This window comes from Caulobacter sp. ALps2 (assembly GCF_058681635.1).
Genome location: NZ_CM178743.1, coordinates 898,933 through 921,289, shown reverse-complemented (window position 1 = coordinate 921,289; position 22,357 = coordinate 898,933). Strand labels below are relative to the sequence as shown.

General features: G+C 69.9%; 19 protein-coding genes. 7 read left to right on the top strand and 12 right to left on the bottom strand.

The features are described 5' to 3' along the window. Window positions 1-29 precede the first annotated feature (29 nt). On the top strand, window positions 30-1,019 hold the full coding sequence (locus ACW173_RS04170) for a P1 family peptidase (RefSeq protein ID WP_492083614.1): 990 nt from the start codon (window positions 30-32) through the stop codon (window positions 1,017-1,019). On the opposite strand, the gene ACW173_RS04165 is transcribed toward ACW173_RS04170, so the two are convergent. The 6 genes from ACW173_RS04165 to ACW173_RS04140 all read right to left on the bottom strand — a co-directional run bounded on the left by ACW173_RS04165 (window position 1,016) and on the right by ACW173_RS04140 (window position 9,404). Beyond that, on the bottom strand, window positions 1,016-2,599 hold the full coding sequence (locus tag ACW173_RS04165; RefSeq protein WP_492083613.1) for an ABC transporter ATP-binding protein: 1,584 nt from the start codon (window positions 2,597-2,599) through the stop codon (window positions 1,016-1,018). The two genes, ACW173_RS04170 and ACW173_RS04165, sit on opposite strands and share 4 nt — an antisense overlap. A gap of 1 nt (window position 2,600) precedes the next feature. Beyond that, entirely contained in the window at window positions 2,601-3,437 is an 837-nt protein-coding gene (locus ACW173_RS04160; protein WP_492083612.1) for an ABC transporter permease, read from the bottom strand. Further along, window positions 3,434-5,980: an ABC transporter substrate-binding protein gene (locus tag ACW173_RS04155; protein ID WP_492083611.1), complete on the bottom strand. Its 2,547-nt coding sequence runs from the start codon at window positions 5,978-5,980 to the stop codon at window positions 3,434-3,436. Before ACW173_RS04155 ends, ACW173_RS04160 begins: the two co-directional genes overlap by 4 nt. After that, window positions 5,977-7,329, bottom strand: a complete 1,353-nt coding sequence (locus ACW173_RS04150) for a tetratricopeptide repeat protein (protein WP_492083610.1) — start codon at window positions 7,327-7,329, stop codon at window positions 5,977-5,979. Before ACW173_RS04150 ends, ACW173_RS04155 begins: the two co-directional genes overlap by 4 nt. Window positions 7,330-7,339: 10 nt before the next feature. Further along, window positions 7,340-8,305, bottom strand: a complete 966-nt coding sequence (locus tag ACW173_RS04145) for an alpha/beta fold hydrolase (protein ID WP_492083609.1) — start codon at window positions 8,303-8,305, stop codon at window positions 7,340-7,342. Window positions 8,306-8,657: 352 nt separating this feature from the next. Next, complete coding sequence (locus tag ACW173_RS04140; RefSeq protein WP_492083608.1) at window positions 8,658-9,404, bottom strand: Crp/Fnr family transcriptional regulator; 747 nt, start codon at window positions 9,402-9,404, stop codon at window positions 8,658-8,660. Between ACW173_RS04140 and ACW173_RS04135 the strand changes: the two genes are divergently transcribed. The 6 genes from ACW173_RS04135 to ACW173_RS04110 all read left to right on the top strand — a co-directional run bounded on the left by ACW173_RS04135 (window position 9,383) and on the right by ACW173_RS04110 (window position 15,661). Next, window positions 9,383-11,506, top strand: coding sequence for a toll/interleukin-1 receptor domain-containing protein (locus ACW173_RS04135; protein WP_492083607.1), 2,124 nt, complete (start codon window positions 9,383-9,385; stop codon window positions 11,504-11,506). The two genes, ACW173_RS04140 and ACW173_RS04135, sit on opposite strands and share 22 nt — an antisense overlap. After that, window positions 11,503-11,910 carry a hypothetical protein gene (locus ACW173_RS04130; protein WP_492083606.1) on the top strand — a complete coding sequence of 136 codons (408 nt, stop codon included), beginning with the start codon at window positions 11,503-11,505 and terminating at the stop codon, window positions 11,908-11,910. The genes ACW173_RS04135 and ACW173_RS04130 overlap by 4 nt, the downstream gene beginning before the upstream one ends. An 11-nt stretch (window positions 11,911-11,921) precedes the next feature. Then, window positions 11,922-13,673, top strand: a complete 1,752-nt coding sequence (locus ACW173_RS04125) for a tetratricopeptide repeat-containing protein (protein WP_492083605.1) — start codon at window positions 11,922-11,924, stop codon at window positions 13,671-13,673. A 310-nt stretch (window positions 13,674-13,983) separates the two neighbouring features. Further along, window positions 13,984-14,205: a hypothetical protein gene (locus ACW173_RS04120; RefSeq protein WP_492083604.1), complete on the top strand. Its 222-nt coding sequence runs from the start codon at window positions 13,984-13,986 to the stop codon at window positions 14,203-14,205. Next, window positions 14,198-15,469 (top strand): hypothetical protein, encoded by a 1,272-nt coding sequence (locus tag ACW173_RS04115; RefSeq protein WP_492083603.1) that lies wholly within the window; start codon window positions 14,198-14,200, stop codon window positions 15,467-15,469. Before ACW173_RS04120 ends, ACW173_RS04115 begins: the two co-directional genes overlap by 8 nt. Before the next feature lie 12 nt (window positions 15,470-15,481). Then, the gene (locus ACW173_RS04110; RefSeq protein ID WP_492083602.1) at window positions 15,482-15,661 is read left to right on the top strand and encodes a hypothetical protein; all 180 of its coding nucleotides are present in this window, start codon (window positions 15,482-15,484) and stop codon (window positions 15,659-15,661) included. Window positions 15,662-15,679: 18 nt separating this feature from the next. Here ACW173_RS04110 and ACW173_RS04105 read toward each other — a convergent pair whose 3' ends face one another. From ACW173_RS04105 to ACW173_RS04080, 6 genes are all read right to left on the bottom strand, one after another. Then, window positions 15,680-16,066: a DUF6491 family protein gene (locus ACW173_RS04105; protein WP_492083601.1), complete on the bottom strand. Its 387-nt coding sequence runs from the start codon at window positions 16,064-16,066 to the stop codon at window positions 15,680-15,682. Between the two features lie 93 nt (window positions 16,067-16,159). Further along, on the bottom strand, window positions 16,160-16,327 hold the full coding sequence (locus ACW173_RS04100; protein ID WP_492083600.1) for a thioredoxin domain-containing protein: 168 nt from the start codon (window positions 16,325-16,327) through the stop codon (window positions 16,160-16,162). Further along, window positions 16,324-16,455, bottom strand: coding sequence for a hypothetical protein (locus ACW173_RS04095; protein WP_492083599.1), 132 nt, complete (start codon window positions 16,453-16,455; stop codon window positions 16,324-16,326). The genes ACW173_RS04100 and ACW173_RS04095 overlap by 4 nt, the downstream gene beginning before the upstream one ends. Before the next feature lie 123 nt (window positions 16,456-16,578). Further along, on the bottom strand, window positions 16,579-17,856 hold the full coding sequence (locus ACW173_RS04090) for a DUF5690 family protein (protein ID WP_492083598.1): 1,278 nt from the start codon (window positions 17,854-17,856) through the stop codon (window positions 16,579-16,581). 69 nt (window positions 17,857-17,925) lie between these two features. Next, a complete protein-coding gene (locus ACW173_RS04085; protein ID WP_492083597.1) occupies window positions 17,926-20,136 on the bottom strand; it encodes an ATP-binding protein in 2,211 nt (736 codons plus the stop codon). A gap of 51 nt (window positions 20,137-20,187) precedes the next feature. Then, window positions 20,188-22,269: a hypothetical protein gene (locus ACW173_RS04080; protein WP_492083596.1), complete on the bottom strand. Its 2,082-nt coding sequence runs from the start codon at window positions 22,267-22,269 to the stop codon at window positions 20,188-20,190. Between the last annotated feature and the right edge of the window lie 88 nt (window positions 22,270-22,357).

The following is a 22,357-nucleotide window of genomic DNA, read 5'->3' as shown; positions in this document are numbered from 1 at the left end:
AGTGCGGCGAATCCAAAAGGGACATCGCCTTGCTTCGACCTGGTCCGCGCAATCTGCTCACCGACGTGCCTGGCCTGACGGTCGGCAACGCCACGGACGAGGCGGCCAGGACCGGCGTCACCGTGGTGCGCTTCCCCGGCGGCTGGACGGCGGCGGTCGATGTGCGCGGCGGCGGGCCGGGCGTGCGCGAGACCGCGGCCCTGTCGCCCGAGAACGGCTACGCCAAGCTGCACGCCCTGACCTTCAGCGGCGGCTCGGTCTTTGGCCTCGGCGCGGCCGACGCCGTGACCGCCGCTCTGTCGCGGGCCGGCGAGGGTTTCCAGGTGCGGCCCGAGACGCCGCGCGTGCCGATCGTGGCTGGGGCGGTGCTCTACGACTTGGCCAATGGCGGCGACAAGGCCTGGGGTCTGGACCCGCCCTATCAAGGCCTTGGCCGGCGGGCCTTCGAGGCGACCGGCGCGAGCTTCGACCTCGGCGCGGTCGGGGCCGGACGCGGGGCCAGGGCCGGGGTGACCCAGGGCGGCCTGGGCTCGGCCTCGCTGGACCTTGGCGAGGGCCTGGTCGTCGGCGCCCTGGCCGCCGTGAATCCGGTCGGATCGGTGTTCATGCCCGATGGCGAAACCTTCTGGGCCTGGCCGTTCGAGATCGACGGCGAGTTCGGCGGGCGCGTTCCGAGCGGCCCGGCCGGCGCGGTCGAGCCGCTGCCCCATGACTCCCGCCTGGCGGGCCTGGGCCGTCTGACGCCGGGCGCCAACACGACCCTGGCGTTGGTCGCGGTCAATGCCGACCTGACCCCCGGCGAGTGCCTGCGGCTGGCGATCATGGCCCAGGACGGCCTGTCGCGCGCCATTCGCCCGGCCCACACCCCGTTCGACGGTGACGTCGTTTTCACCGCCGCCTCGGGCGCGGTCAGCCTGGGCGAGGAGGGCCGCCAGCAGCGCCTGGCGCGACTGGGCTCGGCGGCCGGCGACTGTCTGGCGCGGGCGATCGCGCGGGGGGTCTACGCGGCTCGGAGCTAGGCGCGAGCGGCCAGTGCGCGGGCCAGGTTCGGCGTCGCGGCGATCAATTGTGCCGTATACGGATGTTTTGGCGCCGCGAAGACCTCGGCGGTTGGGCCGGCCTCGACGATTTCGCCCTTCCGCATGACCAGCACCCGGTCGGTCAGGCCGCGCACCACGCCCATATCGTGGGTCACGAACAGATAGGCGACGCCCAGTTCGTCCGAGAGCCTGGCCAGCAGGTCCAGCACCTCGGCGCGGACCGTGACGTCCAGGGCCGAAACCGCTTCGTCCAGGGCGATGACGTCCGGTTCGATGATCAGCGCGCGGGCGATGGCGATGCGCTGGCGCTGGCCGCCGCTGAACTGGTGCGGATAACGATCGGCGGCGTCGGCGGGGAGCCCGACCTTGGCCAGCACGGCCTCGACCCTGGCGCGGCGCTCGGCGAGGGCGAGCTTCTCGTCCAGCAGGTGAAGCGGCTCGGCCACCAGTCGCTCGACCGTCCAACGCGGATCCAGGCTGCCGTTCGGATCCTGGAAGACCAGCTGAATCGCTCCGCGGCTCCGGCGCGGCGAGGTCGGGGTGAAGACCTCGCCGGCCAGCCGCACCTCGCCGCCCTGGACGGGGTCCAAGGCCAGCAAGGCCCGCAGCAGGGTGGACTTGCCGCTGCCGGACTCGCCGACCAGGCCGACGATTTCGCCGGGACGGATGGCCAGGGAGACGCCGGGTAGCACCCGGATCGGCGCGCCAGTCCGCGGGAAGCCGGGCCGCCCCGGATAGTCGCGAACCACCTCGCGCGCCTCCAGCACGGGCGCGGCCTCGGTGTCCGGCGTGCGGGTCCGCACCGGCATGCGCTCGGCATTGGCGGCCAGGGCGCGGGTGTAGGGATGGGTGAGATTGGCGAACAGCGCGGAGGTCTCGCCCTGCTCGACGATCTCGCCGTCCTTCATCACCGCCACGTGGTCGGCGGCCTGGGCGACCAGGGCCAGGTCGTGGCTGATCAGGATCAGCGCCGCGCCGTCCTCATGGACCAGGCGCAGCAGCAGGTCGAGGATCTGAGCCTGGGTGGTGACGTCCAGGGCGGTGGTCGGCTCGTCGGCGATCAGCAGCCGCGGCGACAGGACGACGGCGATGGCGATCGCGACCCGCTGGCGTTGGCCGCCCGACAGCTCGTGCGGATAGCGGGTGAGGGGGATGTCCTGCAGCCCCACCCGGTCCAGTGTCTTGCGGGCGGCGGCGGTGGCGTCGGCGCGCGAGGCCTTGCGGTGCAGGCGCACGACCTCGGCCACCTGGGCGCCGATGGTCATGACCGGATTGAGCGCCGTCATCGGCTCCTGGAACACCATGCCGATGCGGTCGCCGCGCAGACGCGACAGCTCGGCGTCCGACATGCCGATCAGGTCGCGGTCCCCGAACCGGATGTGGCCGCTGATCGTCGCGCCGCGCGGCGGCAGGCCCAGGATCGAGAGCGCGGTCATCGACTTGCCCGAGCCGGACTCGCCGACCACGCCCAGCACCTGGCCGGGCTCGAGCGTCAGGGACAGGCCCTTGAGAATCGGCTCGTCGCCGAGGGTGAGCTTGAGGTCGCGGATCTCCAGCATCTCAGCGTTCCTCATCGAGGCGCGGATCGAGCCGATCGCGCAGGCCGTCGCCCAGCAGGTTCAGGCCCAGCACGGTGATGACGATGGCCAGGCCCGGGAAGATCGCCTGCAAGGGGGCGACGGCGACCAGGGTCTGGGCGTCGGCCAGCATCCTGCCCCAACTGGCGGCCGGCGGCTGGACGCCGAGGCCCACATAAGAAAGGCCCGCCTCGGCGATGACGCCCAGCGAGAACTGCAAGGTCGCCTGGACAATCAGTATACTGAGCAGTCCGGGGCCGATGTGCTCGATCGAGATCCGCGTCGGGCTCTTGCCCGCCGCGCGGGCGGCCAGGATGTAGTCGCGGGTCCACAAGGATAGCGCCGAGCCGCGCGTCAGGCGGGCGAAGACCGGCACGTTGAAGACGCCGATGGCGATGACGGCGTTGAGCGCGCTCGGGCCGAGCACGGCGGTGATCAGGATGGCCAGGATCAGGGCCGGGAAGGCGAAGACCACGTCCGAGGCGCGCATGACCAACTCGTCGACCCAGCCGCGTTGCGCGGCGGCCAGCAGGCCCAGCGGCACGCCGACGCCGGCGCCGAACAGCACCGCGACCAGCGAGACCGAGAAGGCGTTGCGCGCGCCCAGCAGGATCATCGAGGCGACGTCGCGGCCAAAGTGGTCCAGGCCAAGCCAGTGGGCGGCGGAAGGACCTTGCAAACGGTGATCGATGTCGAAGGCCGTGACGTCATGGGGCGTCCAGACCAGCGACAGCAGGGCCGCCGCGATGAAGGCGACGCTGATGACGCCGCCGACGATCAGGCCAAGGGGTAGGCGAGCGGGCAGGCGCGGCCGGTTCATGATCCGCGCCTCCGCAGCCGGGGATCGACCAGGACGTAGGCCACGTCGACCAGGAAGTTGGTGGCGACCACGGCGAAGACCAGCAGCATGACCACGCCCTGCACCACGATCAGGTCGCGCTGGGTGATGGCTTGCAGGACGAGACGCCCCAGGCCGGGCAGGAAAAAGACATTCTCGATGATCACGCCCCCGGCCAGCAGGAAGGGGAACTGCAAACCGAGGATGGTCAGCAGCGGGATCAGGGCGTTGGGCAGGCCGTGACGCCACAGGGCTTGGCTGGCGGTCAGACCCTTGGCGCGGGCGGTGCGCACATAGTCCTCTGCCAGGGTGTCGATCAGGGCCGAGCGGGTGACGCGGGCGATGATCGCCGCCTGGGGCGCGGCCAGGGCCAGCGAGGGTAGGGCCAGGGCCTTGAAGGCGGGAGCCAGGCCCGCCTCCCAGCCAGGAAAACCGCCGGCCGACACCCAGCGCAGGCCGATCGAGAACACCATGACCAGCAGCACCGCGAACCAGAAGTTGGGTATGGCCACGCCGACCTGGGTCAGGCCCATGACCACGGTGTCGGTCGCCTTGCCGCGCCGCGCGGCGGCCAGGGCCCCGATCGGCGCGCCGATGACGATGGACAGCGCCATGGCCAGCAGGGCCAGCGGCAGGGAGACGCCGATACGCTCGGTGACCAGGGCCGCGACCGGAGTCTGGTAGGTGTAGCTGACGCCCAGGTCGCCGTGCAGCATGCCGGCCAGCCAGGCCAGGTAGCGGGAAGCTGCCGGGCCTTCGAGGCCCATCTGTTGGCGGAGGTTGGCCACCGCCTCGGGGCTGGCGTTCAAGCCCAGCATGTAGGCGGCGGGGTCTCCCGGCACGACCTGGATGATGGCGAAGACCACGACGCTGGCGGCCAGCAGGGTGGCGACCATCACCGCCGCCCGACCGCCCAGCCAGGCCGCGCCGAAGCGGGCGGCGAGCACGGCCAAGCCTGCAACGACGGCCAGGACCAGGGCGCCGCCGAAGATCGCGCCCGCCGGTCCGGACTTGGCGACCACACCTTCTTCCGCGCCGCCGACCCCATCGAACGACGCCGCGTGCAGGTCGATGGTCTGGCTCGGCGAATTGACCCAGAAGTCCTTAAGCCGCGCGTCGAACACGCCCAGGCGCGGAAACTGGAAGAGGAAGCCGTTGACCGCGTCCTCGGCGATCCGCCGCTGGATCTGGCCCAGGATCGCCGTGCGCTGGCCCTCGTCGGTCGCGCCCTTCAGGGCTTCCATCAGCCCGTGGAAGGCGTCGCTGTGGTAGCCGAAATAGTAGTCGGCCTTGTCGTAGATCGCGTAGTCCATCGGCTCCGCGTGGCTGACGATGGTCAGGTCGAAGGCGTGGCGGCCATAGACCTGGTCCAGCCACTGGGCCCATTCGATGTTCTCGATCTTCACCCGCACGCCGGCCTGGGCCAGCTGGGCGGCGACGATCTCGCCGCCGCGGCGGGCGTAGTTGGGCGGCGGCAGTTTCAGGGTGAGGTCGAGACCGTTCGGGTAGCCGGCCCGCGCCAGCAGCGCCTTGGCCTTGGCGAGGTCGTGCGGGTAGAGGCCCGTCAGGTCGACATAGGCCGCGTTCTGAGGCGGGAAGTGGCTGCCGATCGGCGCGCCGTAGCCATACATCGCCCCATCGATGATCGTCCGGCGATCCAGAGCGTATTGCAGGGCGCGACGCACGCGGACATCGGCCAGCGGTCCGACGCGCTGGTTCATCGCCAAAATGACCTCGCCCTCGCTGGAGGCGGTGACCACCTTCAAGGTCGGATCGGCGCGCAACTGGGCCAGGTTCTCCGGGGCCGGATAGTCGGGGAAGGCGTCGACCTCGTGGGTCTTGATCGCCGCATAGGCCGCTGCCGGATCGGCGATGAACTTGAAGCGCACCGACTTCAGCTTGGCGGGCTGGCCCCAATAGGCGTCGTTACGGGAGAGGCTCACCGTGTCGCCCCGTCGCCAGCCGACGAACTTGAACGGACCGGTGCCGATTGGCGCGGTCGCCAGGCTTCCCGCCGACTTCGGCGAAACCATCACGCTGTCGCCCCAGGCCAGGGTGTAGAGCAGGTTGCTGTCGGGGGCGGAGAGACGCAGGCGCACGGTGCGCGGATCGACAACCTCGACCTGGCGGATGACGCTCAGCGCCTGCTTCTGGACGTTGGTCGACGCCGGGGCGATCGCCCGCTCCAGGCTGAACTTGACGATGCTGGCGTCGAACGGCGCGCCGTCCTGGAACCGCACCCCGTCGCGCAGATGGAAGACGTAGGTCAGGCCGTCGGGCGAGATCTCCCACCAGGTCGCCAGCAGCGGCTTGACCGCGCCTTGGGCGTCGAGGCGGACCAGGCCTTCGAATACGGTGGCGTGGACCACGTCGTCGGTGGCGACCGCCGCGCCGGAGGTCGGGTCGAGGTTCGGCGGCTCCAGTTGCAGGGCGACCGTCAGGCTGTCCTTGGGCGCGGCCTGGGCGAGCGGCGCGAACGCCAGCAGGCAGGCGGCCGCCAGAGCAAGAAGGGCGCGGAGCTTCACGCGATGCGCGCCCGGGCCTTGGCGGCCTCGCCGGGCAGGCCCAGGCGGTCATAGACGCCAGCCAGGGCGCGGTTCAACGGCACGCCGTCGGGATCGAAGCCGCGCCGCAGCTCCAGCGCCTGCTGGGCTTCCGACAGGCGGTCGGCGCGGATCAGGGCGTCCAGGATCAGCTGCTCGAAGAGGTCGCGCTGGGCGTGGCTGCCGCCGATCTCGGCTAGGCGGGGCAGGGCGGCGCGCAAGCCGCGCAGGGCCGCCGGATACTCGCCGCGCGTATGGGCGACCAGCCCCTCGGCGGCGGGCAGGGCCACCTCGCGCCAAGTCTCGCGGACATGGTCGGGCGCGTCCAGCGCCGCCTGGCGCACGGCGGCCAGCAGGGTGTCGGCCTGAGGCCGACCGGCGCGGGCCAGACCGTAGAGATATTGCAGCGTCAGGAACGGCTGCACCACGTCGTCGGCGCGGACGGCCAGGTGGTCGGCGAGATCGGACCAGCGGTCACCGACCTCGACGCCGGCCAGTTCCAGCCGGGCCAGCAGCGACACCGCCCCGACCTGGTCCTGGGAGTAGTCCTTCGCCTGCGCCCAACAGTGGTCGTCATAGGCGGCAAGGGCGTCTTCGAACCGGCCCTGGCTCAAATAGAACAGCGCCAGGTGCCACCACAGGTGGGTGTCCATGAACGAGTTCAGACCCGTCCAGGTGTCGCGGACGCCTTCCAGGAAGGCGACGCCCTCGGCGATGCGGCCTTGGGTCAGCATCACGTGGGCCAGGGCGTGCTGGGCCCAGGGCTCCTTGCGCTTGAGGCCCAGCGCGCGGCGGGCGGCGGCTTCGGCCTCGTCCAGCAGGTGGCACTGCTCGTAGGCGAAGGCCAGCATGCCGTGCAGCTCGGCGACGTCTCCGGCGGCCGGCAGGACGGCGCTGGCCGCCCGGAGCATGGCCGGGAAGTCGCCGTGGTTGAAGTCGTGATAGTGCCGAAGCTTCAGCACCAAGAGGTCGCGCGGCCAGGCCGCCAGGATCGTGTCGGCGATCTCCTGGGCGCGCGGGATGTCGTTGGCCGACCAGGCGGCGACGAAGTCGACGAAAGCCTGCTCGCGCGGATGGGCCTGCTCTGCCGCCGCCTGGGCGCGGGCCAGATAGGGCGCGGCGCGGTCAGCGGCCTCGGGCGCTTCCAGCAGCAGCCACAGCGTCGCGGCATAGGCGTTCAGCAGCACGCTGTCCGGATGCGCCTCGGCGGCGCCGATCACCTCGGCCGCCCGGGTCTCGTAGCCGAGGAAGCCATCGACGAACCCGTCGACCGCCGCCAGGGCGGCGTCGGACAACGGGCTGACCGGGTTGCCGAGATAGTCGGTAAGCATGCGGGGTACTCTAGCGGACGCTAGCCTGCGCGAGGAAGGCGGCCGTATCGTCAGCCGTGCGTTGCGGGATCTCGACCTGCGGCAGGTGGCCGACCTTGGGATAGATGATCAGTTTCGCGCCCGGGATCGCCTCGGCGAACTTGTGGGCGGCGGCGACCTCGATCAGCGGGTCGATCTCGCCCCACAGCACCAGGGTCGGAACCTTGATCGTGGAGAGCACCTCCGCCGTCGCCTGGCTGTGCTTGCCCGGCTGTATAGACATCAGGATGGCGCGGTGGCCGGGGGCGCGCTGCAGCTCGGCCCAGCGGGCGATGAAGGCGTCGGTGATCACGGCCGGATCGCCGACCTCGCCGCGCAGGCCCGCGCGGATCAGCGGGGTGTTGTCGATCGAGCGCAGGAAGGCCCGGCCCCACGAGTACTTCAGCAGCTTGAAGGCCAGGGGCGGCTTCTTCAGCGTGGTGGCGGGCCAGCCGGCGGCGTCGACCAGCACGAGGCCGTTCAGGCGCTCGGGATGGCGCACGGCGACCTGCCAGGCCACCCCGCCGCCCATCGAATTGCCGGCGATGGCGAACTTCGGAAGGTTCTCTTTCGCGGCCAGGGCTTCGACCAGGTCGGCGAAGCCGTCGGCCGAGGCCACATAGCCCGCCGGCGCGCGGGTCAGGCCGTGACCGGGCAGGTCGACGGTGATGATCCGGTAGCGATCGGAAAGCCGAGCGACCCAGCCCTCCCACGAGAAATGGGAGTCGCCGAAGCCGTGGACCAGGACGAGCAGTGGGCCGTCGGCCTTGCCCTGGTCCTTGTAGTGCAGCCGCACGCCGCCGGGCAGGTCGGCATAGCGCGAGGCCTTGTTGGCGTATTTGGCCTCGAGCTTTTCGTACGGGATGTCGGGGCCGCGCAGCAGCAGCCAGCCGACGAATCCGGCCAGCACCGCCACGGCCAGAAGGCCGCCCAGGATCAGCACCAGGGTCTTCAACATGGACGGTCTCCCCGACGGTCGTGACTAAAAGCGATACTGGGCGCGAAGGCCATAGGTCGCCGGCTGGCCCGGCGCGGCGATGTCGATCAGCGGCAGGAAGAAGTTCCGCGTCAGGTCGTACTTGGTGTCGAAGACATCGCGCGCGAAGGCGGTCAGGGACGAAGCCCTCGGCCTTGAATTCTTCGTCGCTGTCGTACTTGGCGGTCACGCCGGCCGACAGGGTGTTGGTCGGGCGGTTGGTGATGAAGTTGATCGCGCCGCCGGTGGTGTCGCGGCCGTGCAGCGTCAGTGGAGATTAAAACCGAGATTTCCTCCGTGGAGGCGAAGCTTCTACAATCGGCGTTCAGGTAGCCTAAAGCTCGCCTCCGATCCGCTCGACCTCGTCGGCCAAGGCCGTCATGTCGAGGATCTTCAGGGTGCGGCCGCTCTGGCGGACGATGTTCAGGCTGGCCAGGCGGTTCAGCTCGCGGGTCACGGGTTCGCGCTGACTGCCAACCAGGACGGCCAGCTCGGCGTGGGTCGGGCAGGGGTGGATCACCGCTTCGTTGCCGTCGCCAGCCGTGGCCGAGCCCATGCGCAAGAGTTCGATGTCGACCCGGCAGGCCACCGAGACGGCGGTCAGCTCGAACAGCCGGTCGGTCAGGGCGCGGGTCAGGCTGGCCATGTCTTCCAAAAGAGCCCGCATGAAGCGCGGCGACTCCTCGAACAGGCGCAGCACCAGCCGCTGGGGCAGGCGCACCATCCGCACGTCCTCGAGCGCCACGATATTGACCGAGCGCGGCAGGCCGTCGATGGCGGCGATCTCGCCGAAATAGCCGCCGGGGGCTATGCGCCGATAGCCGACCTCGCGTCCAGAGCGGGCATAGAGGTTGGCCAGCAACGCCCCCTCCAGCAGCAGGTAAATGCCGCCGTCCTCGTCGCGGCGCTGCACGATCATCTCGCCCTTGCCGAAACGCAGGTGCTCGACTTGCTGGGCGAGCGCCTCGACCTCCTCGCGGGTCATGTGGCGGAATAGCTTGTTGGCGCGATAGTCTTCGGCCGCGACCGCGATCGGCGCCGATCTCTGGGCGCGCTGAGATGATGGTGGAATCACGGTCATCAGGTACGGTCCTACCCAGTCGTACTGGGGGGCGGCGAATGGATAATCGACAGCGTTACAAGGCCTTTATCAGCTATAGTCACCATGACCGCCAAGCCGCGGAATGGCTTCATCGCGCATTAGAGAACTATCGAGCCCCGTCCAAGTTGTCGGCGAAAAGCGGCGCTAGTATAGCGGGTGGGCTTCGGCCGATATTTCGCGATCGCGACGAACTGAGCGCCGCCGCCGACCTGGGCGAGACGATCCGTGACGCGCTGGACCGCTCCGACGCCCTGATCGTCCTGTGCTCGCCGACCGCGGCGACCTCGCGCTGGGTCGACCAGGAACTCACCTATTTCCTGAAGGATCGTGGTCCGAGCGCGGTGCTCTGCGTGATCACCCCGGCCACGCCGGGCGGCGCCTCGCTGAACGCGATCATGCCGCCGGCCCTGCGCGCGGCCCTGCCCGAGGGCGTCGAGCCCCTGGCCGTCGACCTGCGCCGCGACGCCGACGGCAAGCGTCTGGCGAGATTGAAGATCGCCGCTCGTCTGCTGGACGTCAGCCTGGACCAGCTGGTGCAGCGCGACGCGCGCCGCCGCCTGCGGATGATGGCCGCTTTCACGACCCTGGCCGCCGTCGTCACGGTCGGCATGGGGGCGATGACCATCGCCACGCTCAAGTCCCGCCAGATCGCCCGCGAGCAGCGCGACGAAACCGAAGCCTTGGTCGCTTACATGCTGGGCGACCTGCGCGAGCAGTTGGAGCCCGTCGGCCGCCTGGACGTACTGGACGGGGTCAGCGCCAGGGTGCTGGCCTACTACGCCAAGGCCCGCACCGACCGGCTGGACGACAAGGCGCTGGCTCAGCGCGCCAAGGCCCAGACCCTGCTGGGCACGATCCGCGAGCAGCGAGGCGACCTGGCCGGCGCTCAGGACGCGTTCTCGCAAGCGACCGCCACGACCCACGCCCTGGTCGAGCGTGACCCCAACAACGGCGAGCGCATCTTCGACGAGGCCCAGAACGTGTTCTGGATGGCCTATATGGAATGGCGGCGCGGCGACGTCGCCGGGGCCGAGCGGGGGTTCCAGCGCTATGGCGAACTGGCCCGGACCCTGGTCAAGCTGGATCCCAACCGCGCCGATTGGCGGGTCGAGGTCGCCTACGCCCAGAACAACCTCGGCACCCTGATGTTCGAACAGGGGCGGCCGGCCGAAGCTCTTACCGCCTTCCGCAACGCGTTGGCCGTGTTCGACGCCGAGCGCGTCCGCGCGCCCAAGGACAAGGCGCGCATCGTCGATACGGCGGACTCGCGCGCCTGGATCGCCGACTCCCTGCTCAAGTTGGGGCGAGTCAGCGAGGCGCGGGTCGAACGCGAGACCTCGGCCAAGCTGCTGGCCCAGGCGGCGGCGGACAATCCTGGCGACAAGCGCCTGGCCGCGCGCAGTGTGGCGACCGGCCTGGCCCTGGCGCGACTGGAACTGGACCTGGGGCGGGTCGCATCGGCGCGCGCGCGTTCGGACGACGGCATGCGCAAGTTGCGTGAGCTGGCGGCGCTGGATCCCACCAACGCCCGCTGGCGCGAATATCTGCTAGTCGGCCAGCTGGACACGGTCGACCTCGCCTGCTGGTCGGGTGATCTGGACGGCGCGCGGAAGGCGCATGCCGCCGCGGCCGCGGATCTTGCCAAGCTACGCGCCGAGCAAGGGGGGAAGGGGTGGCGGATCGACCTGGACGGGCGGATGGACCTGCAGGCGGTGGTGCTGGCGCGGCGTGGCGGCGACCTGGGGAAGGCCAGGAGCCTGGCCCGAGGCATCCTGGACCGCCTGGCCATGACGCCGGGCTCACGCGACGCCGAGGCCGACCGTTCGGCGCTCCGAGGCTTCGCAATGCTGGAGGCCGGCCGAGCCAAGGAGGCGGTGTCGACCCTGGCGGGGCGGCGTGAATCCCTCCCGCCCAGCAGTCGTGATGTATTGGCCCGCGCCTATCTTGCCGCAGGAGATTTCAACCAAGCCGAGAACATCGTGCGTGAGTTGAAAAAACACGGCTACGCTCATCCCGGCTTTCTTGCCTTTTGGCGAGATTCCCCCGTAGGTGGAATCTTCGGTCGGGAGGCTTACGAATGACGGAACCTACACCCTCTAAGGTTGTCGAGCTGGTGATCGGCTTGGACAAGAACTTCAACTTCATGAACTTCCTGCATCCGGAACGGCCCACGCGGCTGAGTCTGGATCTGAGTGAACGCTGCGAGCTGGTCTTCACGCTGAGCGATCAACTGATCAACGCCGGCTGGATGTTCCAGCGTCGTCCGATCGAGTTCGATCGCGATTACGGCGTCAACTTCTCCAGCTTCGTCTGGGTGCCGTATTCGATCGACGGCGGCGATCCGAACCCGCGATCGCGCTTCAAGGTCATCTATGAGGACGCCCGCATGGGCGAATATACCTACAGCCTGTTCATGCTGGACGGCCACGGCCAGAAGATCGATCTCGATCCCGATATCGAGAACGGCATCGGCCGGGTTCCCTGATCCCGTACGCGGTGTTCGACAAGGCAAAGATCGCCGCGCTGATCCAGCGCGGCGAAATCCTCGCCGCCTACGACATCGCTCGCGCCGCTCTCGAGGCGGGCGAGATCACGCGTGACGTCGCCTATGCCGCCGTGCTGTGCCTGGCGCGGTCCGGCGCCATCGACTTCGCGCGATCCGAATATGTCCGCCTGGGCCTGGACCAGGCGGACGACTCGGACGCCGTGGCCTTGGGGGCGCGGCTTCTCAAGGACGTGGCCCTGGCCACCCGCGGTCCGCGCCGCGCCGCCTTCGCGCGCGCCTCGATCCGGCGCTACGAGGCGCTGTTCCAGCGCTTTGGCGGCCTCTACGGCGCGATCAACGCGGCGACCATGACCCTGGTGGCCGGGGATCACGAAGGCGCCCGCGCTCGCGCCGCCGTAGCGCTGGAGATCCCGCCTCCCTCCGGTCTGACGGGCGAGGCCGCCTACTACGAAGCCGCCAGCCGCGCCGAAGCCCGCTTCCTCATGGGCGACCTCGCCGCGGCGCGCGAGACCCTGGCCGCCGCTCTGGCCCATGCGCCGCAAGCCTACGCCGCCCACGCCTCGACCTTGCGCCAGCTGGACATGCTGTGCCGCGAGACCGGCGTCGACCAGGCTTGGCTGGCCCCGTTCCGCCCGCCGGTCTGCGCCCACTTCACGGGCCACATCCTGGGGCCTGACAAGGACGGGGCGCGGCCGGACTGCGCCCTGCGCCGCCAGGTCGACCAGCTGCTGAAGGACCAGCGCGTCGGCTTCGGCTACGGCAGTCTCGCGGCCGGCGCCGACATCATCTTCGCCGAGGCCCTGTTGGCGGCCGGGGCCGAACTGCACGTGGTGCTGCCCGTCGGCCGCGCGTCGTTCGTCGAGGTCTCCGTGGCCCCGTTCGGCGCTGAATGGATCGATCGGTTCGAGCAGTGCATGCGGCGGGCGACCTCGATCCGCTATGGCTCGCAAGACCCCTATTTGGGCGACGAGCAGGTCTTCGCCTATTCCAGCCAGTTCGCGATGGGCTGCGCGGTGCTGCGGGCCCAGACCCTGTCGACCGAGGCGATCCAGCTGGCGGTGTGGGACGGCCACGAGACCGGCGGACGGGCCGGGGTCGCCTACGACCTGAACTACTGGGCGCGCAGCGGCCGCCGTCGCGCGGTGATCCCGATCGAGCGCCCCGCGCCCGTCCGCCGTCCGCCCGCCAACCGGCACGAACCGCCCAAGCGCGCCATGAAGGCGATGCTGTTCGCCGACGTCCAGGGCTTCGGCGCCCTGCGCGACGACCAGATCCCGGCCTTCATCGAGACGGTGATGGGGCGCATGGCCAAGGCGATCGAATGGCTGGCCGCCCCACCGAGCCATATCGAGACCTGGGGCGACGGCCTTTTTCTGGTCTTCGATCGGCCGATCGACGCGGCCCTTGCCGCCCTGGCCCTGCTGGAAGGGCACAAGGCGTTGGACCTGAAGGCCCTGGGCCTGCCTCGCACGCTGGGCCTGCGGGTCGCCGGGCACTACGGTCCGGTGCACCTGCGTCGCCATCCCCTGACATACGCCCCGGCGGTGATCGGCGCCCATGTGGTCGTCGCCGCCCGGATCGAGCCGGATGTCGCCCCCGGCTCGGCGGGCGTCAGTGAGGCCCTGGCCGGCGCGCTGGCCACCTTCCACGGCGACGCCGTCGCCTGCGGCTATGTCGGCCGCACCCAGGGCCGCAAGGGCTTTCCGGCCACCCCCATCTTCAGCCTGGCCAGGGCTCCCTAGAGGGCGGCGCACCCTCAAGGCGTGCTGGCAATCGATTGCTCGCTCAGCACGTTTTACCGACCCGCGGTATGTGATCCGCGCCCGGTGTGCAGATCGGCACATCTGAAATCGCAATTTTTTTCCATGGTTCAGCTGTCGACCGCGACGAGCGGGGAGGCGGGGTGGTTGAGCACCGCCCCAAGTCCAAGCCCGTCGCCGGCCGCGTGAACCGACTAAAGGGCCCGGCCACCCGCCGGTCGGGCCCTTCTTTTCGAAACGCCATTCCCCAGGTCGCGGCGACGCGGCCCCCGCCACGCCAAAGGAGCCGACCATGCTTCTCGAAAAGTCTTTCTCCCCTGACGCCCCCAACGCCGTCCTCAACGCCGCCCCGCCGGCCGACGACGCCGCCGCCCGCCTGCTGCGCCATGTGCTGAAGGTGTGGGCCCGCGAGCAGGGCGTCCCCGAAGCCGACGTGCCGGTCTTCATCGACGGCGTCTTCCGGTACGCGGCGACGACGATCCTGGACGGCCGCTACGGACGAACCGGTGCGTAGTTTGCGGCTCTTCGCCGATCGTGGGGGCGATTTCGCCCGGGCCCGGAGCGTAGTCGCCGGCGGCGAGGCCTTGCCTCAGCCGGCGGTCGCTCCGGTCGAACCGCTGTCGGCGCTGGAGACCGAGGCCTGGCGCCTGTTGTGCCTGATGGCGGCCGAGGGCCGCCGTCGCGCCGCCCCCGCCGTCGACATCGCGCGGGTCACCTGGTTCGCCGACCCCTCGCTGCTGAACGCCTGGAACGACTTCACCGCCGCCGCGCGGGCCTGTGACGCCAGCATGCGCGGCAAGGCCCGCACCTTGGCCGAGGATATTGTCAGCTACGCCAAGGACACTCCGGAGCTCTACCGTCGGCTGGCCGCCCTGCTGGCGCCGCTGAAGACGCGGGCGCCGTCCCTGGAGGAGGCCCGGGCCTGCCAGGCGATTCTGGAGACCCTGTGCCGCGCCGCCGAGGAACGCGCTCGTCGCGCCAGCGCCCTGGGCGACGCCGTCGCTCCGTTGGCCAAGGCCGCGACTCGCCTGGGCGCGGTGTTCGCCGGCCGCGAACGCAATCCGCCCGTCCGTATCGTCCTGCCCCACGTCCCGGGGCTGTGCCTGGCTTATGACGACCATGGCGACGCTTGCGCCAGTGACATGGCGATCTTCGACAAGCGTCAGTTCTGGGTGCTGGAACCCAGCGGCGAGGCCCATGTCCTGGTCAGCGCCGCCGATCCTTGTCTGGTGCTGATCGTCGACCAGGACGAAGAGCTGATCCCGCTGACCCGCACGCCGCCGCCGTTCACCTTCGCTGACCGCGGGCCACGTCCGCGCGTGGCGCGCCGCGAGGCGACGCCGGTCGACGCCGCGCGGTTCCTCGTCTCGGTCTCGTCCGACCTCTATCTGCAAAACGTCAGCTACCAGACCCTGGCCTTGGAGTGCCCGGGCGAGGGCGGCTGGCGGCACGGCGCGCCCGTGGTCACCCGCCTGAAGCGCGGCGGCTCGACACAGCGCTGGGCGTTCGAACCGCCTCTGCGCTCGCGGCAGGAGCTGATCTTCCACGACGTCGTCGCCCCGGCCGCGATCCACGGCCTGGAGGTCGGCGGTCTGGCCCGGCTGTCGGACGACTGGGCCGCCATCGCCGAGGACCTGCGGGCCGGCGCCGCCCAGGTGCTGCGCTGCGCCGAGCGCGATCAGCCGTTCGTGGCCAGCGGCTCGGTGGTCGACGTGTTGGAAAGCTGGCGCCGCCTGGCCGCCGAGGCGCGCAACGCCTCGACCGACCTGTCCGCTTAGGAGGAGAGACTGATGCTGGAAGACATCCTCTCGGTCCTGCTCGCCGGCTCGGCCTTGGTGGTGGCCCTGAAAATGGCCGCCGTCGTCGCCGGCTTCGTGCTGGGCGTGCGCCTGTTGGCGGGAGGCGGCCGCACGGCCGACGATCGCGACCGCTCGCTGTCGGACGCCGCCCGCAGGCATCGCCCGAACTGAGTTGCGAGCTGGGGCGGCCTACTTCTTCTTCGCGGTCTTCATCGCGTCCAGCTCTTCCGGCGTCAGTTTGCGCACGTCGGTCACCGGATAGCGCCGCCGGCCGGTCGCGTCCGGCACGATGATCTCGGCGTCATAGCCCGAGCACACCCACGACCGCCCGCGTGAATAGATGCCGATGCGCAGCGACCAGTCGATGTCGGGCGACGGGGAGAACAGCGTCAAGCGATAGACGTTCCTGGGGCTGATGGTGACGTCGACGGTGCGGTCGTCGATGACGGTGAAGCCGTTGACGTCGTCGGGCCGGAAGCACGCGCTCTTGGAACGCTCCGGCTTGGCGGGGGCGGCGAGGGCGGGACCGGCCGACAGCAGCGCCGCCAAGACGACGGATCCGATCAGGACACGCATGATCAAACTCTCCCAGTGGCGCCCGCCATTCGCATCCTCGCGCGCAAGCGTGGCCGGCTCAAGGCCGGTCTGTTTCTAAAGGCCAGTCTGTTTCTAAAGACCAGTCTGTTTCAGCGGGTTGAGGGCGAAGACCTCTTCCTTGCGCAGGGTGGGGCTGGTCTCATGGTGGATCACCTCGATCCGATCGGCGAGCCTGGCCTCGTGGGCGAAGACCAGGGCCTTGCGGGCGAACGGCGAGTGGGTCTGGCAAAGCAGCTTCACGCGAGCGGTCCTTCGGTCAGGATGATCAGAGAACGGGTGTCGGACGGCGGGGCGGCGGCCAGCAGGGCCGCGAAGCTGGCCGCGCCCGAGGGCATGGTGGGCAGTCCGACTTCGAGGCCCTGACCCATCGCCTGTTCTTCGAGAACGGCGATGTCCGCCGCTTCCGCGCCTCGGTGGTGATGGAGCGGACCAAGGTCGGGCTCGGCGTGCCGGTCTAGAGGGCGCGCGGGCTGATCGTCCGCGGCGCCATCTTAGAGCGTCCTCAGGAAGCGGTTGGCGAAGAACAGGCCGACGAGGCCCAGGCCGCAGGCGATATAGGCCCCGCCCGCGAGGAACTGACCCCATTCGATGTCGAGCTTGGCGAACGACTTCACCAGCAGCAGCGAGATGCTGCCGATATAGCCGAACGAGTCGGCGACATAGATCAGGAAGCCCGCCGTGCCGACCTTGCCGGTGGCGGCGATCATCCGGTCGAACAGCATGGCGTTGAACGGGGTGTAGCCCATGTAGAGCCCCGCGCCGGCCAGGATCATCCACCAGACCGGCGGCAGCACGTGCAGCTGATAGGCCAGGGTCGAGACGCCCAGCAGGGCGAAACCCAAGGCCACGAAGCCGATGTTGAAGGCCACCGCGCGGCGATTGTCCTTGACCCCCATGAGAGCGGCCAGGCCGACCAGCACGATCGCGGCCACCGGCAGCTCCGACAGGGTGAAGATCGAGGCGGCGTTCTTGAAGCCCAGCTCGGCCCAGATCTCGGCCGAGAAGTTGTCGCGGAAGTCGCGCAGGGCGGTCAGGATCACATAGACCGCGATCAGCAGGATCAGGGCCGGGGCGTGGGCGGCGAACAGGGCGACGCGGTCCTGGCGGCTCATCGGGGCGCGGCGCACGCGCTCGGCCTCGTCGGCGGCGTTGGGCGGCGGCAGCTGGGCCAGGGCCACGACGGCGACCAGCATCAGCGGCGCGAACACCAGGCCCGAAATGGCCGGCATCCACTTCTCGTCGACATCGGCCAGCAGCAGCATCTTGCCGACCGACTTGGCCACGCCGGATGAGAGGATGAAGCTGGCGCACAGCATCGCCCCCAGCACTTCGGTCAGGCGGCGGCCTTCCAGGAAGCCGAACACCAGGCCCCAGATCATCCCCAGGCACAGGCCGTTCAGGTACATGGCCATCGGCCCGATCACCGTCGGCAGTGTCCCGAACAGCAAGAGCGACATCTGCGCCCCGAAGATCAGGGTCAGGATACCCATGGCCCGTTTGCTGGCCCGCATCTCGGAGATCACCTTGACCCCGATGAACTTGGCCGTGGCGTAGCCGGCGACCTGGGCGATGACGAGAGCGATCTTGAAGTCGAAGGCGAAAGGCCAGCCTTCCGGATGGCTGAAGGCGGCGGCCGTGAAGGGCTTGCGATAGCCGAACATGGCGAAATAGACGGCGAAAGACGACAGTCCGCCATACAGGGCGAACAGCCAGGGCGGGGCCGTGGTCAGAAAGCGGGTCACCGCGCCCTGTTTGGCGTGTTCGTCCATGCGCGGTTTCCCTTCTCGCCCTAAAGGGGCCCGCCTTCAGCTAGCCCGCTTCGTTTATCGGGGGCAACTTCAGGCGGCCTCGGCGCCGCCCATGACCACGCTCCAGAGCCGTTCGCGGTCGATCGGCTTGGCCAGGTGGGCGTCGGCGCCCGCGGCCAGGGCGGCCAGCTGGTGCTCGGGGCCGATATTGGCGGTCAGCATGACAATCGGCGTGCGGCCCTCGCCTCGTTTGGCCTCGATGTCGCGCAAGCGCCGGGTGGCGGCCAGGCCGTCGACGCGAGGCATCTGCATGTCCATCAGGACGAGGTCGAAGCGGTCGCTCTCGAAGGCCTCGATCCCTTCCTGGCCGTCGCAGGCCATGACCAGCTCGACGCCCAGCGGGGCCAGCAGCAGCTCGACGACGGCGCGGTTGACCTCGTGATCCTCGACCAGCAGCACGCGGGCGGGCCGCTCCGCCGGCGCGTTGGCGGGGACCGGCGCGTCCGTGGTCGCCACCCGCAGCGGCACGGTGAAGCGAAAGCAGCTGCCAGCCCCACGCTTGGACCGCGCCTCCAGCGTTCCGCCCAGCATCTCGACAATGGCCTTGCAGATCGGCAGCCCCAGGCCGCCGCCGCCATAACGCCGCGACAGTGAGCCGTCGGCCTGGGTGAAGGGTCGCAGGAGTTCGGGCAACTGGGCCTCGTCGAAGCCGACGCCGGTGTCGCGCACCTCGACGGTCAGATTGCGAGTGGCGGCCGAGGCGGTCGGCAGGGTGGCGATCGAGACCACGACCTCGCCGGTTTCCGTGAACTTGACGGCATTGGCGGCCAGGTTGCCGACCACCTGAGCCAGGCGGGTCGGATCGCCCTCGAAGCGGCCTTCGGTCTGGGCGTTGAGATCCAGGCGTAGGCTTAGGCCCTTGTCGGCGGCGCGGGCCCGCAGCGGGGCGATGGCGTCCTCGATGGTCTCGACCAGGTCGAAGGCGGCCAGTTCCAGCTTCAGGTCGCCGGCGTCTAGGCTGGCCACGTCCAGGATGTCGGACATCAGCCGCTCGACGTCACGACCCGAGGCGCGGATCAGGTCGACCATACGTCGCTGCTCGGGCGCGAGGGGGGTCTGGGACAAGGCGCTGCTGGCCCCGATCACCCCGTTCAGCGGTGTGCGAATCTCGTGGCTGACATTGGCCAGGAACATCGACTTGGCGCGGTCGGCGGCGGCGGCGTCCTGTTCCAGCTGGGCGCGCTCCAACTGGCTCTCGCGGAAGGCCAGGACGGTCTCGGCGATGCGGCCGAACTCGTTGCGCTGGTCCAGGTGCGGGATTTCGACATTCAGGTCGCCGGCGGTCAGCCGCGACATGGCCGCGATCAGGCCGTCGATCCGTCGGGTGATGCCGCGGTGGATGGTGAACGCCAGAGCCAAGGCGCCGGCCACCGAAACCGCCACGACCAACAGGCTGACCCCAAAGCGGATGATCAGGAGGTCCAGCTCCTGTTTGACCGAGGCGTGCAGGTGGCGAGCACTGGTGTCCCAGGCAGCGATCGTCGCGGCGCGCAGGCGATCCAGGTCCGGTGTCGCGCCCGCCGCGACGGCGTCGCGCCGCGACACGGCGGCGCCGCGCGCCAGGCTCAGCTCGGCGCGGCGCGCGGCCAACGCGGCGCGGACATTGGGATCGGGGTGGTTCAACGCGGCCTTGGCCAGCGACAGGTCCAGAATCTCGGCCTGGGCGTTCAGCCGCTCATAGGCCGACAACACGCGTTGGCGTCGGCCGGTCACGCCATCGGGCAAGGCGGAGACCTGGCCCAGCCGATGGATCGCGGTCCACAGACCGGGCAGGCCCACGGCGGCCGTGTCGCCCAGATAGAAGCGGGCCAGGTCGCGGTCCAGAGTCAGGTTCGAGGCGTCGGCGATCGCGCCGATCAGCACCGCGCCGGCCTCGGGCTGGTTGGCGGGCTGAGCGGTGGCGAAGGCGTGAAGCTGGGCTTCGACGCCCAGGTCCCGGGCGGGCCCTTCCAGGGCTTGTTTCTCGCGATGGGCCGGACCGACCACGCTGGGCCAGATGTCGCGCAGCAGCCCCGCGCCGCGCACCTCGCGCTCGGTGAAGGCGATGTCGTGCAGGGCATAGACGGTCAGGGTCGACAGCAGGATGGCCAGCGGCGCCAGGAACAGCACCGTCAGCAGGCTCAGGCGCTGGGCCAAGGTGGTGGCGCCGTCGAAGCGCTTGAGTGGGCCGAACTGCACGAGGTCTTCGAACTCCGGATCGCCCTCGACCCCGCCCCCCGGCAGGCGTCCGTGCGACCGCACGCGTATATGACGGCGGATCGCGACGGCGGGCAAGCGGCGCCGGAATGTCGTTCAGTCCGCGGCGGCGGCCGCCTGCACGATACGGTCGGCCATGACGGCGTGGGCCTGGGCGGTGGGATGGATGGTGCCGCTCACGGCCTCGCCGCGACCCTCGCCGCCCTTGAACACGACGTACTGCGTCAAAGCCGAGTCGTTGGCCGTGCGGAACCAGCGGCCCGCCCGGGGCGCGTAGGGGCGCCAGTCGGTCGGCGCGCCGTACTTCGGATCCCAGCCGGAGGCGGTCCAGCGAGGCCAGCCGAATTCACGCTCATAGCCCAGGCCTTCCCGGCCGTCGCGAGCGCACACGCCGTGCCGCGTGGTCACGTTCGCCTGGTCGACCACCGTCCAGCCGCTCCGGGCCATGACCTGGCCGACATTGCGGTTCAGGTGGGTCCAGGCGCGCTTTTCGAGCACGCAGCTGGAGTAGTAGGCGATGTTGTCAGGCACACCGACCAGGCAGTCCTTGCCATCCGGAGCGTTCGCGATGCCGAAGCTCCAGCGATCGGGCTTGAGCAGGGGCACGCGGGTGAACTGGGCCAGCCAAGGTTCGCGCTGCATCCGCAGGCCTTCGTCCTTCGCGGGAACCACGCGCGCGCCTGGAGGCTGGGTCCAGGCCTCGCCGCAAAGCCGCCCGGCGTCGTCGCGCAGGATGCTGGGGTAGAGGGTGTGGATCTTCACCTTCGCCTCGGCGCCCAGGCCGGACGCTTGGAAGGCGCGCGCGCCCAGGTCCAACATCTTGGGCAGGTCGACCAGCGCCAGGTCCTCGGCGGAGGGCGAATAGAGGCGCGGACCAGGCAGCAGCTTGCCCATCGTCGTCTCGCAGCGCCATTGCCCAGGGACCTTCAGGGGGCAGACCAGCCCCATGTCGGGATTGCGGTTGGGTTCAAGCGCGGCGTTGATCAGGAAGAAGGGGCTCATCGGGCCGCGGCCACCCGCTGGCATCACGGCCCAGCCGGCGACGCCGGCGAAGCCGATGTCGTTGCCGCCCAGCGTGTTCAGGACGACGTCGGGCCGCCGCGACCACGTCGAGCAGGTTCGGATGCTGACCTCGTCTCGTTTCTGTCCGGGCTCGCGGACCGTGTGGCTGGAAAGCGTATTCCAGTAGGTCAGGCCTTGCTCTAGCCGGAAGCGCTGATACTGGGGCGCCTGATCCTGGCACAGCAGCTCGACCGCCTGGTTGATCTGGGACTTGCGGTAAGCGACCGACTTCCACTCGCCGCTCGGCCAGCGCTTGCCGCCTGGCGCCGAGGTGCGGGGCGCGACAAAGCCGTCCAGCATGGTGGCGCCTGAGCAGGCGAAAGAAACGAAGGTCACCGAGCGCCGCCGGTTCTTCGCCGCCAGGCTAAGGGCCACCTGGGCGTGCTGCGACAGGAGCGAGCGATGGCAGGTGTTGTCCCACCAGTCGGCGGAGGCCCCGGGCGGCAAAGGCTTGGAAGACCACCAGTCGATGCCGTCCCGCTTGGCGGCTCGACCCGTCGAGGACAGTTTGGACCAGTCTGTCGGGCGATCCGGGTTGCCTTCGCCGGCCGCGAACGAGTCGCCCAGCGCCAGCACCAGCGTGTCCTCGACCTTGACGCAGGTCGTCACGGCGGGAGCGCCGGCGATCTCGGCGGTGACGGTGACGTCCTTCTCCGCGGCGACCTCCAGCGCCGTCGCCTCGGCGCACGCGCGGGGAATGCTGGCCTGGTCGCCGGCCCGCCAGACGCAGTCGCCGGCCTCGCCCGGCGCCCGGACCCAGATCCGGCGGTGCGTGGGCTTCAGGAATGCCTGCTTCTCGCCGTAGGACTCGGTCGCCCGATCGTAGAAGGTGGCCTGGTACAGACGCCGGCCATCGGGAAGGTCGGTTTCCACGAGATGGCGGATGGTCGTCTCATAGGCCTGTTCCATGGAGACGCCAGCCGAGCTCGGATTGGCGGCGGCCAGGTCGTCCAGAAGCGCGTCGCCGGCCTGGCGGCCAGCCTCGGTCTTGTTGAACAGGGTGAAGCCGCCGGCGACCTTCCAGTCGATCCGCGGGTTGTCCGCGCAGGCGGCGAGGGCGGGGGCGCCGATGAGGCCGAGGCCAAACGCCGTCAAGACCGCGATCGTCTTCCGCATACCGCCCCCCTGAGCGCGAATATTTCACGAGCGAGATGCGCGCATCTCATGACCTGAGGTTGACTTCGTCAAGTTCGAAAACCATCGT

What these genes read in the sequence shown, in the direction of transcription:
- ACW173_RS04165 (WP_492083613.1), bottom strand. Translation starts at nt 2,599, where the DNA reads ATGCTGGAGATCCGCGACCTCAAGCTCACCCTCGGCGACGAGCCGATT.
- ACW173_RS04160 (WP_492083612.1), bottom strand. Translation starts at nt 3,437, where the DNA reads ATGAACCGGCCGCGCCTGCCCGCTCGCCTACCCCTTGGCCTGATCGTC.
- ACW173_RS04150 (WP_492083610.1), bottom strand. Translation starts at nt 7,329, where the DNA reads ATGCTTACCGACTATCTCGGCAACCCGGTCAGCCCGTTGTCCGACGCC.
- ACW173_RS04145 (WP_492083609.1), bottom strand. Translation starts at nt 8,305, where the DNA reads ATGTTGAAGACCCTGGTGCTGATCCTGGGCGGCCTTCTGGCCGTGGCG.
- ACW173_RS04135 (WP_492083607.1), top strand. Translation starts at nt 9,383, where the DNA reads ATGATGGTGGAATCACGGTCATCAGGTACGGTCCTACCCAGTCGTACT.
- ACW173_RS04140 (WP_492083608.1), bottom strand. Translation starts at nt 9,404, where the DNA reads ATGACCGTGATTCCACCATCATCTCAGCGCGCCCAGAGATCGGCGCCG.
- ACW173_RS04130 (WP_492083606.1), top strand. Translation starts at nt 11,503, where the DNA reads ATGACGGAACCTACACCCTCTAAGGTTGTCGAGCTGGTGATCGGCTTG.
- ACW173_RS04120 (WP_492083604.1), top strand. Translation starts at nt 13,984, where the DNA reads ATGCTTCTCGAAAAGTCTTTCTCCCCTGACGCCCCCAACGCCGTCCTC.
- ACW173_RS04110 (WP_492083602.1), top strand. Translation starts at nt 15,482, where the DNA reads ATGCTGGAAGACATCCTCTCGGTCCTGCTCGCCGGCTCGGCCTTGGTG.
- ACW173_RS04105 (WP_492083601.1), bottom strand. Translation starts at nt 16,066, where the DNA reads ATGCGTGTCCTGATCGGATCCGTCGTCTTGGCGGCGCTGCTGTCGGCC.
- ACW173_RS04095 (WP_492083599.1), bottom strand. Translation starts at nt 16,455, where the DNA reads ATGGGTCAGGGCCTCGAAGTCGGACTGCCCACCATGCCCTCGGGCGCG.
- ACW173_RS04090 (WP_492083598.1), bottom strand. Translation starts at nt 17,856, where the DNA reads ATGGACGAACACGCCAAACAGGGCGCGGTGACCCGCTTTCTGACCACG.
- ACW173_RS04080 (WP_492083596.1), bottom strand. Translation starts at nt 22,269, where the DNA reads ATGCGGAAGACGATCGCGGTCTTGACGGCGTTTGGCCTCGGCCTCATC.